Consider the following 15469-nt stretch of genomic DNA (forward strand, 5'->3'; position numbering starts at 1 on the left):
CGGTGGGAATCCGCTACGCCCCCGCGATCCTCATCGGTCGCGGTGTCCGCCTGCTTGCGCGCCTGCGCAAGCCGGGCGGAGGTTCGGCCATCCCCGGGCTCGTCGTCAACAAGATCGCGCCCGGCTTTCTGACCACGACGCTCAACTCCTTCCCGGAGGGGCTCGTCATCGTCTCGGGCTCCAGCGGCAAGTCGACCACGACGAAGATGCTCGTCGCTGCCCTCCGTGGCCACGGCAAGAAGGTCTTCACCAACCCGTCGACCGCGAACATCACCCAGGGCCTGACCTCGGCACTCCTCGAGGAGGCCAGCCTGGGCGGACGCATCGCGGGCGACATCGCTGTGCTCGAGATGGACGAGGGCCACGGCGCCCTCATCGCCGATGCGCTGAAGCCGCGCGTCGTCGTGCTCACCAATGTGATGGTCGACCAGATCGACCGTTTCCATGACTCCGAGATGGTCGCAGCGATGCTGGAGAAGATCGCGCTGCGTGCCAGCCAGGCCGTTGTGATCAACGCCGACGACGCGTTCCTTGAACAGCTCGTCTCGCGGCTGCACGGCACCGTCGACACTCCGCGCTTCGGCGTGAGCGTCGACGTTCTCGAGCAGAACCCGCGCGGCCTGGGCCTCGCATCCATGACCGAGCGTCGGATGCCGTCCGAGGCAGGCGTGCTCGTGCGCTCGGTCTCGGGCCGCTCCAGCGAGGTCACCATCGACGGTGGACCGCTCACGACCGTGCGGCTACCCGCCCGCGGAACGCACTACGCGGTCGACGCGGCCGCAGCGCTGGCCGGCGCCCGCGCCGTGCTCGGAAGCCGTTTCGACCCGGCGATCGCCGTCTCGACCATCGGGTCGATTCCGCCGGTGTTCGGCCGCGGAGAGACGCTGCAGGTGCGCGGCAAGACGGTCGAGTTCGTGCTCGTGCAGAACCCGGCCAGCTTCCAGCTGAACATCGATCACCTCGACCCGGCCACCGAGCAGATCCTGTTCGCGCTCGGCTCCGATGTGCGCGACCCCAGCTACTTCTGGCCGGTCGACACCTCCGGTCTCGGGCACGTCGACATCGTCTCCGGTTCCAAAGCCGATGAGCTCGCCTTGCAGCTCAGCTACGACAATGTTGAGATCGGCCGCATCGTGCACGATCTCGGCGCGGCCGTCGACGAGTTCCTGGCCTTGCCGGATCCGTCGCGGGGCGTCAAAACGGTCATTTTTTCCGCCGACTCGATGCGGCGCACCCGTGCGCACCTCGGGCTGAGCGCCGTGGAGGCACCCGAATGAGCGCCACTCAGCCAAGCAATCTCACCATTGTCACCCTGTTCCCGAGCCTGCTGAACAGCAACGGCGACGCCGAGAACGCCCGCGTGCTCGCGCGCCGCGCCGAATGGGCCGGTGCCACCGCCCGCGTCGTCGCCATCGAGGATGCGGCCGAGCTGCCGGACCACATCGACGCCGTCGTGATCGGATCCGGCTCAGACACCGACCTCGTCGCAGCGCGCGACAAGCTGCGCACGCTGATCGATGAGCTGCGGCGTTGGGGCACGGAGGGCGTGCCGATGCTTGCGATCGGCACCGGCTGGGAGCTGCTCAGCCATGGGATCGAGCTCGCCGGCACAGCCGGCACCCCCGTGCAGTCCATCGAGGGCATCGGGATCCTGCCCGGGCGAGCGATTCCGCGCGACGTGCGCGTCACCGATGATCTCGTGGTGAAGACGAAGTTCGGCCGTCTGGTCGGCTTCGAGAACCACGCCCGTGACTACAACCACGCCGAGGCGTCTCCGCTCGGTCGGGTGCTCTCCGGCAGCGGCAACGGCCAGGGCTCCAGCCAGGAGGGCGTCGTCATGGGCGACGTCTTCGGCACCCATCTGCACGGTCCGGTGCTGGCGAAGAACCCGTCGCTCGCCGATGAGCTGCTCACCCGCATGTTCCGACGCGCGGGCGCGGAGTACATTCGCGGGGAGCGCGCGGCATCCGTCGACGAAATAGCACGAGCCGCACGCAATCAGATTGCGGTGCGGCTCGGGCTCGAGAGCGAGTAGGGCTGGCTCAGCTCTAGTCGGCTCAGCTCTTCTTGTCGTCCAGAAGGCGGCTCGACTCATCGTGCCAGCTGTGTGCGAGCGCCGAGAGCTTCTCCTGGTGCTTGCGACCGTGGTGAGCGCAGAACAACAGCTCGCCGCTGCTGACGACCACGCGGATGTACGCCTGAGCGCCACATGCATCGCATCGGTCAAGCGCCGTGAGCTGGTGTGGGGTTTCGAGCTCGTCGACCGCACTGTTCGGGCTGGTGATCTGTGACATGGGCTCCTCCTCCATTGCTGATATTCAATGTAAACACGAGAGGCCTTGAACTATGCCTCTTTCGCGTGCTATTTCGCTCACCGCGTAGGCTTTGACGCCCAAGTCGTGACCTAACGGCATTGCGCAGTGTTTCGATCCCGGGGGAACGCCCCGTGATTACTAGGATTGGACCTCGTGAGTTCTGACTATTCCGCCCGCCATCTCTCCGTCCTCGAGGGCCTCGAGGCCGTGCGCAAGCGCCCGGGCATGTACATCGGCTCCACCGACTCGCGCGGCCTCATGCACTGCCTCTGGGAGGTCATCGACAACTCCGTCGACGAGGCCCTCGCCGGGCACGGCACGGAGATCGCCATCGTTCTGCACGCCGACGGCAGCGTCGAGGTGCGCGACAAGGCTCGCGGCATCCCCGTGGACATCGAGCCCAAGACGGGCCTGAGCGGCGTCGAGGTCGTCTTCACCAAGCTGCACGCCGGCGGCAAGTTCGGCGGCGGCTCCTATGCGGCATCCGGTGGCCTGCACGGCGTCGGTGCCTCGGTCGTCAACGCCCTCTCGGAACGCCTCGACGTCGAGGTCGACCGCGGCGGCAAGACCTGGGCGATGTCGTTCCACCGCGGCGAACCCGGCATCTTCGCCGATGCCGACCCGAAGAACCCCAGTCCGGACGCCCCGTTCACCCCCTTCGAGAAGAAGAGCGAACTGCGCGTGGTCGGCAAGACGGCGAAGGGTGTCACCGGCACACGCGTGCGCTACTGGGCGGACCGCCAGATCTTCACCAAGGGCGCCGGCTTCCAGGTCGAGGATCTGCTCGGCCGCGCCCGCCAGACCGCGTTCCTGGTGCCCGGCCTGGCACTCGACATCATCGACGAGACCGGCCCGGAGACCCACACGACCTCGTTCCAGTTCGAGGGGGGCATCTCGGAGTTCGTCGAGCACCTTGCGACGGATGCCGCGCTCACCGAGACCTGGCGGCTGAGCGGCACAGGGCACTTCACCGAGACCGTTCCCGTGCTGAACGAGCACGGCGCCATGCTGCCGACCGAGCTGCAGCGAGACTGCGTCGTCGACATCGCCCTGCGCTGGGGGACCGGCTACGACACCGTCGTCAAGAGCTTCGTCAACATCATCGCGACCCCCAAGGGCGGCTCGCACCAGCTCGGCTTCGACCAGGGGCTGCTCAAGTTCCTGCGCCAACAGGTGGAGTTGAACGCGCGCAGGCTCAAGGTCGGCAGCGACAAGCTCGAGAAGGACGACGTGATGGCCGGCCTCACCGCGGTCATCACGGTGCGCCTGCCCGAACCGCAGTTCGAGGGTCAGACGAAGGAGGTGCTCGGCACGCCGGCCGTGCGCAGCATCGTCGCGAACGTCGTCGCGAAGAGCATGGCCGCGCGGTTCTCGTCGCCCAAGCGCGACGACAAGGCGCAGTCGGCACTGCTGCTCGACAAGGTCGTCGCCGAGATGAAGTCGCGCATCTCCGCACGGGCCCACAAAGAGACGCAGCGCCGCAAGAATGCGCTTGAGAGCTCGTCGCTGCCTGCCAAGCTCGCGGACTGCCGCTCCAACGACGTTGCCAACAGCGAGCTGTTCATCGTCGAGGGCGATTCAGCCCTCGGGACCGCGAAGGTCGCCCGCGACAGCGAGCACCAGGCGTTGTTGCCGATCCGCGGCAAGATCCTCAACGTGCAGAAGGCCAGTGTCTCCGACATGCTGAGCAACGCCGAGTGCGCATCGATCATCCAGGTGATCGGCGCCGGCTCCGGCCGCAGCTTCGACATCTCGACGGCCCGCTACGGCAAGGTCATCATCATGAGCGACGCCGATGTCGACGGCGCGCACATCCGCACGCTGCTGCTCACTTTGTTCTTCCGCTACATGCGCCCGATGATCGAGGAGGGGCGCGTCTTCGCGGCCGTGCCCCCGCTGCACCGGGTCATCGTGATGAACCCGGGCTCCAAGCCGAACGAGACGATCTACACCTACTCCGAGGCGGAGTTGCAGGGCGTTCTCGCCGGGCTGAAGAAGCAGAACAAGCGCTACCAAGACCCGATCCAGCGTTACAAGGGCCTCGGCGAGATGGACGCCGACCAGCTCGCGACAACGACGATGGACCGTCGCCACCGCACGCTCCGCCGCATGAACCTCAGCGATGCCGAGAACGCCGGCCGCGTCTTCGAACTGCTCATGGGCAACGAGGTCGCCCCGCGCAAGGAGTTCATCGTCGAGAGCTCCGACACGCTCTCACGCGACCGCATCGACGTCTAGCGCGTCGGCGCCGCCCGCGGCGGCCGCTCTGCCACTTGCGGTGGCTCCGCGCCACTTGCTGAGCCCAGAGCCACATCATGTGGCGCTGGGCTCAGCAACTGGCGCAGAGCGGGCAGTGCGCCGCCGTGTGACGCCGCTCGCGGGGCTGTCACTGCGGTCAGCGGCGCCGTTGCGGCCCGTTCTGGGGGCGGAGCTGGGGCCGACGGGTGATCGGCAGTCCTGCCTCGAGAAGTATGGCGCGCAGGAGCGGCAGTCGCGTGCCCTCGTCCCAATCCCAGCGGCCACAGTTCCAGCCCGTGACGGCCCGCACCTCGTTCTCGCGCCGTTTCTCCGCCAGCACGATCTGGGCAACCGTGCGGGTATCCCCGGTGCTCAGCGCGTTGCCCAGATACTTGCCATCACCGTCGGCCTCGCCCCAGACGCCGTACTTCGGCCACGCGAGATCCAAGTTCACGGTCCGCCCGCTCCGCGGCAGCACCACCGGGTACTGCAGAACCGGCTCCGGAAACCCCAGCTGCTCGGCGTGCATGCGGCTGACGGTCTCGAGCACACTCTCGACAAGCGTCGTGCACCGTTGGAGAACGGCGAGTACTCTGGCGCTGCCGGGAAAGGGCAACCGCCGTGCGTACACGGCGATCAGCTCCTCCTCTGTGCACCACTGTGGTACGCCGCTGAAGCGCGCGCGGTGGAGCGCGGCATCCACCATCACCATCGCTGTCATCATCGGCATCGTGCGGGCGACATCGATCAGTGTGTCCGGCAGTGAAGTGAGCGCGAGCCCGTTGTGCTCATCGAGCTGAATGCCGTCGCGTCGAGCGAACTCGACGACACCGTTGCGGCGCCGCCCCGACGCGCCGGCCGCCAACAGATACACCTCGGCGGGGATCGGCCGCACGACCGGCAGCCCCCAGAGCACGGCCGCCGAGAACCCGGCGAACACGGGCTGCCGGCGCTGATGCCCGGCCGCGAGCACCGTGGCCCGGTAGCGATCGACCGCGGTCATCGCGGCCGCCTGCTCGCGCGATGCGTACACACCGCGGCGTAGCGGCAGGAGTTGCCCGGCATGCCGCGCCGCGACGAAGCGTGCATGCAGGCCGTTGGCCTCGGCATCGCGGCTGAGGTGAAGTCCGTCGGCCGCGCTGGGAAGAGAATCGCGCATACCGGGATTCTCCTCGGGGTGGGCGCCGGCCGAGAGTCCGATTGCGGCTTGTGGAGAGGGCGGCATCCTGAGTCGCCTGTGCACAACAGTGTCGAGAATGGCGTCGACCCGCTGGGTGCCGCGTGGGCGCACCGCCCCCGGTAACGCGCTGCGCCAGTTGCTGAGCCCAGCGCCACATGATGGGGCGCAGGGCTCAGGAAGTGGCGCAGGGGGCGGTGCGGCGGGCGGATGCCGGGGGCTAGCCGATCTGGCGGCCGACCGCGCCGATCACCGAGTCGAGCGGGGTGCCGGAGGCGTCACGCTTGGAGCCGCCGTCCGGCAGGGCGCGCACCGAACCGTCCGGTCCGACGGCGAGGGCCGGCGGSGAGCCGATCCAGCCGAGCGTGAGCTCGTCCTCGCCCTTCAGGAAGCGCTGGGCGCGCACGCCGCCGGTGGCGCGTCCCTTCGCGGGGAACTCGCTGAAGTCGCTGACCTTCGCGCTGCCCGGATCGATGCCGAGCAGAGTCTGGTTTCCGGCAGCGATCGTGACGACGACCGCCTCGTCAACGGCATCCGGCGCGATGCTCGTGAACGAGATCGCGTGGGTGTCGCTGCCGAGGTTGATGCCGGCCATACCGCCGGCCGGGCAACCCTGCGGGCGCACGGATGCCGCGGCGAAACGCAACAGCTGCGCGTCGGAGGTGACGAACACGAGCTCGTCCTCCTCCCCGCCCTGCACGGCGCCGACGACCTCGTCCTTCGGCTTCAGACCGATGATCTCGAAGTCGGGCTTGTTCGGGTACGCACCGACGGCGACCCGCTTCACAATGCCCTGCTTGGTGCCGAGCGCGATCGAACGGTCCGACTCGAGCGACACGATCGCGAGCACCTTCTCGTCCCTATTGGGCAGCGAGAGGTAGTCGCCGATCTTGACGCCGGCGGCCAGCTGCACCGAGGTCGGCGGCAGCATCGGCAGGTCGACCGGGGTGAAGCGGATCAGGCGACCGAGGCTCGTGACGGCGCCGATCTCGGCGCGGCTCGTCGTGTCGAGACTGCTGCGGATGGCGTCGTGCTTGCTGCGGCGGGCCGGGGGAGTGATCGTGGCCTGCCCCTCCTCGCCGACCGGCAGGTCGACCCTGGCGATGCGGCCCGTGGTGCTGAGGAACACCCGGCACGGCACGTCGGCGACCTCGAGGATCGCGGCGGCACGCTTGGCCGCGGCCCCGGCGATGCTCGGCCTGGCGTCGGTGAGCAGCGTGCGGCGTGGGGTGCCGAAGCGCTCGGCGACCTCGGCGAGCTCGTGCGAGACGAGGGCCTTGATGGCCGGCTTGCTGGCAAGCAGCGCGAGGAGCTCCTCGATCTCGGCCCGCAGCTTGCTGGCTTCCGCCTCGAGCTCGATCAACGAGAATTTGGTCAGGCGGCGCAGCTGCAGCTCGAGGATGTAGTCGGTCTGGATGAGGCTGAGGTCGAAGATGTCCATCAGGCGCGTGCGCGCCTGCGCCGTGTCATCGCTGCCGCGAATGATCTGGATGACCTCGTCGATGTCGAGGATCGCGACGAGAAGGCCCTCGACCAGGTGCAGACGCTCGCGTCGCCGGGCGAGGCGGTACTCGGAACGCCGAGTGACGACCTGCACGCGGTGGTTCACGTAGACGAGCAGCAGTTCGCGCAGGCCGAGGGTCTGCGGTCCGCCGTCGACGAGCGCGACGGCATTGATGTTGAAGGAGTCTTCGAGCGGCGTCAGCCTGTACAACTGCTCCAGCACGGCCTCCGGGCTGAATCCGGTCTTGATGCCGATGACCAGGCGCAGGCCATTGGTGCGGTCGGTGAGGTCGGTGACATCCGAGATGCCGCTGATCTTCTTGGAGTTGACGCCGTCCTTGATCTTCTCGATGACCTTCTCTGGCCCGACGAGGTAGGGGAGCTCGGTGACGACGAGGCCGGTCTTGCGTGCGGTGATCGACTCGACGCTGACGCGTGCGCGGGTCTTGAAGCTGCCGCGCCCGGTCGCATAGGCGTCCTTGATGCCGGCGAGGCCGACAATGGTGCCGCCGGTCGGGAGATCGGGGCCCGGCACGAATTCCATCAGCTCGTCGAGCGTCGCATTCGGGTGGGCGAGGAGGTGGCGGGCAGCGCCGATGACCTCGATGAGGTTGTGCGGCGCCATGTTCGTGGCCATGCCCACCGCGATGCCGCTCGCGCCGTTGACGAGCAGGTTCGGGTAGGCGGCCGGCAGCACATCGGGCTGCATGAACTGGTTGTCGTAGTTCGGCACGAAGTCGACGACGTCTTCGTCGAGGCCCTCGGTCATCGCCAGGGCGGGCGCGGCCAGGCGCGCCTCGGTGTAACGCGACGCTGCCGGTCCGTCATCCAGCGAGCCGAAGTTGCCGTGACCGTCGATCAGCGGCACGCGCAACGTGAACGCCTGCGCCATGCGCACGAGCGTGTCGTAGATCGCGGTGTCACCGTGCGGGTGCAGCTTTCCCATCACCTCGCCGACGACGCGGGCAGACTTGACGTGGCCCTTGTCCGGACGCAGACCCATCTCGGCCATCTGGTAAAGGATGCGGCGCTGTACCGGCTTCAGGCCGTCGCGCGCGTCGGGCAGGGCGCGGGAGTAGATCACCGAGTAGGCGTACTCGAGGAACGAGCCCTGCATCTCGGTGGCGACATCGACGTCTTCGATGCGTTCGGTGAAGTCTGCGCCGGCGGTGCCGGGTGTGTTGGTGCTGTTGCGCGTCATCCGTGATTTCTCGTCGTACCGGGGCAGGGGGCAGGTGCCGCCCGGCGTTATGTCAGACTGGGCGCGATGCCCATGCTACCCGCCCGTATTTCCCGTGGACCTCGCCTTGCCGATGTTCTGCAAAGTTCGCTGCAGAGCGTGCTCGGCGAGGCGAATGCCCTCGCCCTCCCGCACAGCACCCACGCCGTCGTCCTGCTGGTCGACGGCCTCGGCGCCACCGCCCTCCGCAGCCGCGCCGGCCACGCCCGCTTCCTCGCTTCCCGCCTGGCCAAGAGCGACGTCATCGAGGGCGTTTTCCCCTCGACGACCGCCTCCGCCATTGCCACGCTCACCACCGGGGTGGCGCCCGGCCGACACGGCATGGTCGGCTACTCGGTGCTCGACGCCGACAACGACCGCCTCGTCAACCAGCTGAAGGGCTGGGATGCGCAGATGCGCCCGGAAACCTGGCAGTTGCAGCACACGATCTTTGAGACGGCACGGGATGCCGCGGTGCCCGCCTTCGCGATCGGCACCGCGCGCTACGCGGCCTCCGGGCTCACCGACGCCGTGCTGCGCGGAGCGGAGTACGTGAGCGCCGACACGCTCGAGGAGCGTTTCGCGGCCGCGCGAAGCGTGATCGAGAGCACGGAGCGCGCCATCATCTACGTCTACGTCGCCGAGCTCGACATGGCCGCACACGCCAGGGGCTGGGAGTCCGACAAGTGGCTGGGCGAGCTGGAGAAGCTCGACGCCGCCGTCTCCGACTTCGCCCGGGTGCTGCCGAAGGGGGTCGGCGTGCTGGTGACGGCCGACCACGGAATCGTCGACGTCCCGCCGGAGAAGCACGTGCTCTACGACGCGGTGCCGGAGCTCATCGCCGGCGTGCGCCACGTCGGCGGCGAGCCGCGCTGCCTGCAGCTCTACCTGGAACCTGGACTGCCGGCATCCGCCGCCGACGACCTCGCCGAGAGCTGGCGCAGCATCGAGGGCGATCGCGTCTGGGTCTCGACCAGGGCCGAGGCGATCGCCGACGGGATCTTCGGCGATGTGGACCAGCGGGCCGTACCCCGTATCGGCGACGTGATTGTGGCCGCACGCAAGCTCGTCGCCTACTACGACTCGCGCGACATCACCATGGCGGGCCGCAGCATGGTCGGCCAGCACGGCTCGCTGAGCGACGAGGAGATGCGCATCCCCCTCCTGCGGCTGGGGGCGTTCTCGCGCTGAGCGCTGCGGAACGAGAAAGGGGCGGTCGCATCAGCGACCGCCCCTTTCACAACTCCCGTGCTCTAGCTGGGGAACTGGAAACGCTTGACCTGTGGCTTCGGCAGGCGCATGGCGCGCAACTGCAGGGCACGCATCGCCGCGTACCAGCGCACCTTCTCGACCTTGTCCTTGCCGTACTTGGCCGCGAGCTTGCGCGTGAGGCTGAAGCCCAGGATGACGCTGTCGACGACGGCGATCAGGAAGAAGGCCCAGAGAGCGAGGATGCCGTAGGTCTGTACCTCTGGGCTCGGGATGAAGGTGAGGATGATGACGAGGAACATCACCGGGATCATGAACTCACCGATGCTGAAGCGGGCGTCGACGTAGTCGCGCACGTAGCGCTTCTGCTCGCCGCGGTCGCGCATCGGGAGGTACTTCTCCTCGCCGTTGGCCATGCCGATACGGGCACGCTCGCGCGCCTCGGCCGACTTCGCCCGGGCGGCCTTCGCGGCCTCCTTGCGGTCGCCTGGAACGAGGGGCCGCTTGTTGGCGGCCTCCTGCTGCTTGCGGGTCGGCGTCGGGGCGCCCTTGCCGACCGCCGAAACGGTCTCTTCCGTGGATTCGTCGCTGGTCACGGGATCGCTGCCATTGCTGGCCTGGTTCTTTGGCACATCAAGTCCTTGGGTTGGTTCCTTTAAGATTAGTCGTATGAGCGACACCACGCAGACGCCCCCGCAAACTCCCACCGGCACCTCTCACAGCCAGGCAGAGATCGAAGCGGCGGTGCGAGAGAGCGTCGAGCTCGACCTGCCCCGCACGATCGCAGAGCTCTCCGCCCTGGTGCGCATTCCCTCCGTCGCATGGTCGGCCTTCGACCCGGCCAACGTCCAGGCCAGCGCCGAGGCCGTCGCCGCGCTCGTACGCGAGCTCGGTGTCTTCGAGACCGTCGAGATCAAGCGTGCGGCCATCGAGGCCGAGGCGGGCGATTCGGATGCCGGCGAGCTCGGCCAGCCGGCCGTGCTCGCCACCCGGGCTGCCCGCAACGGCCGCCCGACCGTTCTGCTCTACGCGCACCACGACGTACAGCCCCCCGGCGACGACGCCGACTGGGAGTCCGAGCCCTACCAGCCCGTCGTCCGCGGCGACCGTCTCTACGGCCGTGGTGCCGCAGACGACAAGGCCGGGATCATGGCGCACGTGGCATCCGTCCGCTCGCTGATCGAGGCCGTCGGCCCCGACTTCGACCTCGGCATCGCCTTGTTCATCGAGGGGGAGGAGGAGTTCGGCTCCCGCTCCTTCGCGAACTTCCTCCGCGACAACCGGGACGCCCTCGCCGCCGATGCGATCGTCGTCGCCGACTCCAGCAACTGGGACATCACCACCCCGGCACTCACGGTCGCCCTCCGCGGCAACGTCACCTTCAAGCTCACCGTGCGCACCCTCGAGCACGCCTCGCACTCCGGAATGTTCGGGGGAGCGGTGCCGGATGCCATGCTCGCCACGATCCGCCTGCTGGCGACGCTGCACGACGCTGACGGCTCCGTCGCCGTCGACGGCCTCCGCAGCCACGAGACCGTGACGCCGGAATACTCGGAACAGCAGCTCCGCGCCGAGACCGGCCTGCTGCCGGGTGTCTCACCGATCGGGCGCGGCACGATCCTCAGCCGCATCTGGGCGCAGCCGACCGTCACCGTGACCGGCATCGACGCGCCGAGCGTCGCCAACGCCTCCAACACCCTCGCGCCGGTCGTGAGCGTGCGGATCAGTTCCCGGGTGGCCCCAGGGCAGCCGGCATCCGAGGCATTCGCCGCCATCGAGGCGCACCTGCGCGCACACGCGCCGTGGGGCGCAGAACTCACGATCAGCGAGGTGGACAAGGGCGAGGCGTTCCTCGTCGACACCAGCGGCTGGGCCGTGCGCGAGGCCAAGCAGGCCATGGCGGACGCCTGGGGTGTCGAACCGGTCGACACCGGCATCGGCGGCTCGATCCCCTTCATCTCCGACCTGGTGCGCGAGTTCCCCGAGGCCGAGATCCTCGTCACGGGCGTCGAAGACCCCGACTCGCGTGCGCACAGCCCGAATGAGTCACTGCACCTCGGCGTCTTCAAGCGGGCGGTGCTCAGCGAGGCCCTGCTCCTCGCTCGGCTGAACGCTCGGGAATGATCCCAGCCCGCACGGAGTTGACCGGGGTAGAATCTGAACAGATTTCACGACCATTTGGTCTCAGAGGCTGAGGAGCAGCATGACCGACACAAGCACCACGACCGTCGCCGAGCACGGAGTCGGCCTCTCTGAGGCCGCAGCCGCAAAGGTGAAGAGCCTCCTCACGCAGGAGGGTCGCGACGACCTGCGCCTGCGCGTCGCCGTGCAGCCAGGCGGCTGCTCCGGCCTCATCTACCAGCTCTACTTCGACGAGCGTCAGCTCGACGGCGATGCCGTCGTCGACTACGACGGCGTCGAGGTCATCGTCGACAAGATGAGCGTGCCCTACCTCGATGGTGCATCCATCGATTTCGAGGACACGATCCAGAAGCAGGGCTTCACGATCGACAACCCCAACGCCGGCGGCAGCTGCGCGTGCGGTGATTCGTTCCACTGATCCAGCGAGTTATAACGCATCTTCCTCGGGAGGGCATCCAAGCGGATGCCCTCCCGAGGCGGTTTAAGCGGGTTCTGCCCCTGTTTTTTGCGAAATGACTGATGCAACGCCGTACGAATGCACAATCGGGCGCCGCGAGCGGAGTAGGCTAGAAACGGTCAATGGCACTTCCCTGTGAAGTGTCTTCGAGTCTCCCGAAAGGTCACCGGTGCGCAACAATCGCCGACTCCGATGGGCTGCAATTCCAATCGCAGCGACGCTAGCCGTAGTTCTTGCCGGGTGTACCCAGGCACAGCTCAACGGCTTCCTCCCAGGATTCGTGGAGGGTGAAAACCCTGTCACGTCGAACACCTCAATGGTGAGTGGTCTCTGGACCACATCCTGGATCGTGCTGCTTATTGTGGGCCTCATCACATGGGGGCTCATCATCTGGGCCGTCATCGTCTACCGCCGTCGGAAGGGCCAGACTGGCCTGCCCGTACAGCTGCGCTACAACATGCCGATCGAGATCTTCTACACGATCGTTCCCCTGATTCTCGTGCTGGGCTTCTTCGCCTTCACCGCACGTGACCAGGCGGCGATCGAGGCTCCGTACGCCGAGCCCGATGTTGAGATCCAGGTCATGGCCAAGCAGTGGGCGTGGGACTTCAACTACATCAACGAGGACGTCTACTCGCCCGGGATTCAGGCTCAGCCCGAACTCGACGGCGAACCGGGCGCGATCAACGAGGAAGAGCTGCCGACACTGGTGCTCCCCGTTGACCAGAAGATCGAGATCGCTCTCGACAGCCGCGACGTCATCCACTCCTTCTGGGTCATCGACTTCTTGTACAAGAAGGACATGTTCCCCGGCAAGACGAACTACATGTACGTGACCCCCACCAGGGAGGGAACGTACAAGGGCAAGTGTGCCGAGCTCTGCGGCGAGTACCACTCGCTCATGCTCTTCAACGTCGAGGTCGTCTCTCAGGACGAGTACGACGACTACATCCAGTCGCTGCGCGACGCCGGTCAGGAAGGCCAGCTCGGCTTCGAGTACGACCGCAACCAGAACCTGCCCGGCACCGGGGCGCCCGAGCTCAAGGAGGACCACTAGGCCATGAGCACCACCACAGCACCCGCACCGACCTCGACGCCACTCGGCGCTTCGAAGGTCGAGCGCAAGGGCAACATCCTGGTCAAGTGGATCACCTCCACCGACCACAAGGTCATCGGGTACATGTACCTGATCACCTCGTTCATCTACTTCTGCATCGGCGGCGTGATGGCTCTCATCATCCGCGCGCAGCTGTTCGCTCCCGGCCTCGAGATCGTGGCCACCAAGGAGCAGTACAACCAGCTGTTCACGATGCACGGCACAATCATGCTGCTCATGTTCGCGACCCCGCTCTTCGCGGGCTTCGCCAACGTGCTGATGCCGCTGCAGATCGGCGCCCCCGACGTGGCGTTCCCGCGTCTGAACGCCTTCGCATACTGGCTGTTCAACTTCGGTAGCCTCATGGCGGTCGCCGGATTCCTCACCCCGCAGGGTGCGGCATCCTTCGGCTGGTTCGCCTACCAGCCGCTGGCATCAACGACGTTCTCGCCCGGTATCGGCGGAAACCTCTGGATGCTCGGCCTCGGCCTCAGCGGTTTCGGTACCATCCTCGGTGCCGTGAACTTCATCACGACGATCATCACGATGCGTGCCCCCGGTATGACGATGTTCCGCATGCCGATCTTCACCTGGAACACGCTCGTCACCTCGATCCTCGTGCTGATGGCCTTCCCGGTGCTCGCCGCCGCGATGCTGGCTGCAGCCGGCGACCGCGTCTTCGGGATGCACATATATGACCCGGCCAACGGCGGTGTCATCCTCTGGCAACACCTGTTCTGGTTCTTCGGCCACCCCGAGGTCTACATCATCGCCCTGCCGTTCTTCGGCATCGTGTCCGAGGTCTTCCCGGTGTTCAGCCGCAAGCCGATCTTCGGTTACAAGACGCTCGTCTACGCGACGATCTCCATCGCGGCCCTCTCGGTCACGGTGTGGGCTCACCACATGTACGTCACCGGCTCGGTGCTGCTGCCCTTCTTCTCGCTGATGACGATGCTCATCGCCGTGCCGACGGGTGTGAAGATCTTCAACTGGATCGGCACGATGTGGCGAGGGTCGTTGACCTTCGAAACACCGATGCTCTGGGCGATCGGCTTCCTCGTCACCTTCACCTTCGGTGGTCTCACCGGCGTGATCCTGGCTTCGCCGCCGCTCGACTTCCACGTGTCAGACACCTACTTCGTTGTCGCGCACTTCCACTACGTCGTCTTCGGCACCGTCGTGTTCGCCATGTTCAGTGGCTTCTACTTCTGGTGGCCCAAGTGGACAGGCAAGATGCTCAACGAGCGCCTCGGCAAGTGGCACTTCTGGCTGCTCTTCATCGGCTTCCACACGACCTTCCTCGTGCAGCACTGGCTCGGCGTCGTCGGCATGCCGCGTCGTTACGCCAGCTACCTGCCGAGCGATGGCTTCACCTGGATGAACGAGCTCTCCACGATCGGCTCCATGGTTCTTGCCTCCTCGATGATCCCGTTCTTCCTGAACGTGTACATCACGGCGCGCAACGCTCCCAAGGTCACCGTCAACGACCCCTGGGGTTACGGCGGATCGCTGGAGTGGGCCACCTCGTGCCCGCCGCCGCGTCACAACTTCACGTCGATCCCGCGCATCCGCTCCGAGCGGCCCGCATTCGACCTGAACCACCCCGAGGCTGCCCTGCCCATCGGTGTCGGCCCGGCCAAGGACGCTCCTGATGCGCCCACCTTCGATGCCGCGTCGGAGAGGATCAAGTAAATGCGCGTCAATTCCGTACTGTTCTGGATCCTGACCGTCTTCTTCGTGGTCGTCGCAGCGATCTACGGCTTCTGGACCGTCATCGACACCGGTCACCTCGAGTGGGTCGGCACGATCGCCATCGCCCTCTCCGGCATCCTCTCCGGGTTCATCGCCTTCTACCTTGACCGCGTCTTCGCGGCCCAGGGCGGCGACCTCCCCGAGGACCGCCTCGACGCCAACATCGACGACGGAGACGCCGAGCTCGGCTTCTTCAGCCCGTGGAGCTGGTGGCCGATCATGCTCGGTGGCGCACTGGCGCTGTTCATGCTCGGTCTGGCCGTCGGTTTCTGGATCTCCTTCATCGCCGTCGGAATCCTGGCCATCAGCATCGTCGGATGGGTCTACGAGTACTACCGCGGTCTGTTCGCACGCTAAGCAC

13 protein-coding genes are annotated in these 15469 nt (G+C 66.9%); 9 read left to right on the forward strand and 4 right to left on the reverse strand.

The genetic code is table 11. The annotated features are described in order from the left end of the window. Window positions 1-2 precede the first annotated feature (2 nt). Together ASC66_RS12135 and ASC66_RS12140 are read left to right on the forward strand one after the other, a co-directional pair. Window positions 3-1277 (forward strand): MurT ligase domain-containing protein, encoded by a 1275-nt coding sequence (locus ASC66_RS12135; protein WP_055839735.1) that lies wholly within the window; start codon window positions 3-5, stop codon window positions 1275-1277. Continuing rightward, a complete protein-coding gene (locus ASC66_RS12140; RefSeq protein ID WP_055839738.1) occupies window positions 1274-2035 on the forward strand; it encodes a type 1 glutamine amidotransferase in 762 nt (253 codons plus the stop codon). Before ASC66_RS12135 ends, ASC66_RS12140 begins: the two co-directional genes overlap by 4 nt. Before the next feature lie 22 nt (window positions 2036-2057). On the opposite strand, the gene ASC66_RS12145 is transcribed toward ASC66_RS12140, so the two are convergent. Further along, window positions 2058-2294 (reverse strand): DUF7455 domain-containing protein, encoded by a 237-nt coding sequence (locus ASC66_RS12145; RefSeq protein ID WP_055840404.1) that lies wholly within the window; start codon window positions 2292-2294, stop codon window positions 2058-2060. Between the two features lie 174 nt (window positions 2295-2468). Here ASC66_RS12145 and ASC66_RS12150 point away from each other — a divergent pair, with 174 nt between their 5' ends. Next, window positions 2469-4553 (forward strand): DNA gyrase/topoisomerase IV subunit B, encoded by a 2085-nt coding sequence (locus tag ASC66_RS12150; protein ID WP_200944814.1) that lies wholly within the window; start codon window positions 2469-2471, stop codon window positions 4551-4553. Window positions 4554-4710: 157 nt separating this feature from the next. Here ASC66_RS12150 and ASC66_RS12155 read toward each other — a convergent pair whose 3' ends face one another. Next, window positions 4711-5712: a hypothetical protein gene (locus ASC66_RS12155; RefSeq protein ID WP_055839744.1), complete on the reverse strand. Its 1002-nt coding sequence runs from the start codon at window positions 5710-5712 to the stop codon at window positions 4711-4713. 238 nt (window positions 5713-5950) lie between these two features. Then, on the reverse strand, window positions 5951-8434 hold the full coding sequence (locus tag ASC66_RS12160; protein WP_055839747.1) for a DNA gyrase/topoisomerase IV subunit A: 2484 nt from the start codon (window positions 8432-8434) through the stop codon (window positions 5951-5953). A gap of 66 nt (window positions 8435-8500) precedes the next feature. On the opposite strand from ASC66_RS12160, the gene ASC66_RS12165 reads away from it, so the two are divergent. Beyond that, window positions 8501-9643 carry an alkaline phosphatase family protein gene (locus ASC66_RS12165; protein WP_235496883.1) on the forward strand — a complete coding sequence of 381 codons (1143 nt, stop codon included), beginning with the start codon at window positions 8501-8503 and terminating at the stop codon, window positions 9641-9643. 62 nt (window positions 9644-9705) lie between these two features. Here the strand turns inward: ASC66_RS12165 and ASC66_RS12170 are convergent, their stop codons facing one another. Beyond that, window positions 9706-10293, reverse strand: coding sequence for a DUF3043 domain-containing protein (locus tag ASC66_RS12170; protein WP_055839753.1), 588 nt, complete (start codon window positions 10291-10293; stop codon window positions 9706-9708). Window positions 10294-10330: 37 nt separating this feature from the next. Here ASC66_RS12170 and ASC66_RS12175 point away from each other — a divergent pair, with 37 nt between their 5' ends. The 5 genes from ASC66_RS12175 to ASC66_RS12195 all read left to right on the forward strand — a co-directional run bounded on the left by ASC66_RS12175 (window position 10331) and on the right by ASC66_RS12195 (window position 15465). Next, window positions 10331-11785, forward strand: a complete 1455-nt coding sequence (locus tag ASC66_RS12175) for a dipeptidase (RefSeq protein ID WP_055839755.1) — start codon at window positions 10331-10333, stop codon at window positions 11783-11785. Between the two features lie 79 nt (window positions 11786-11864). After that, window positions 11865-12221: an iron-sulfur cluster insertion protein ErpA gene (erpA, locus tag ASC66_RS12180; RefSeq protein WP_055839758.1), complete on the forward strand. Its 357-nt coding sequence runs from the start codon at window positions 11865-11867 to the stop codon at window positions 12219-12221. A 208-nt stretch (window positions 12222-12429) separates the two neighbouring features. After that, window positions 12430-13317, forward strand: coding sequence for an aa3-type cytochrome oxidase subunit II (ctaC, locus tag ASC66_RS12185; RefSeq protein ID WP_055839761.1), 888 nt, complete (start codon window positions 12430-12432; stop codon window positions 13315-13317). 3 nt (window positions 13318-13320) lie between these two features. After that, window positions 13321-15048: an aa3-type cytochrome oxidase subunit I gene (gene ctaD, locus ASC66_RS12190; protein WP_055839764.1), complete on the forward strand. Its 1728-nt coding sequence runs from the start codon at window positions 13321-13323 to the stop codon at window positions 15046-15048. Next, window positions 15049-15465 carry a cytochrome c oxidase subunit 4 gene (locus ASC66_RS12195; protein ID WP_055839774.1) on the forward strand — a complete coding sequence of 139 codons (417 nt, stop codon included), beginning with the start codon at window positions 15049-15051 and terminating at the stop codon, window positions 15463-15465. Window positions 15466-15469 lie beyond the last annotated feature (4 nt).

Source organism: Leifsonia sp. Root4 (assembly GCF_001425085.1).
Classification (GTDB): Bacteria; Actinomycetota; Actinomycetes; order Actinomycetales; family Microbacteriaceae; genus Microterricola.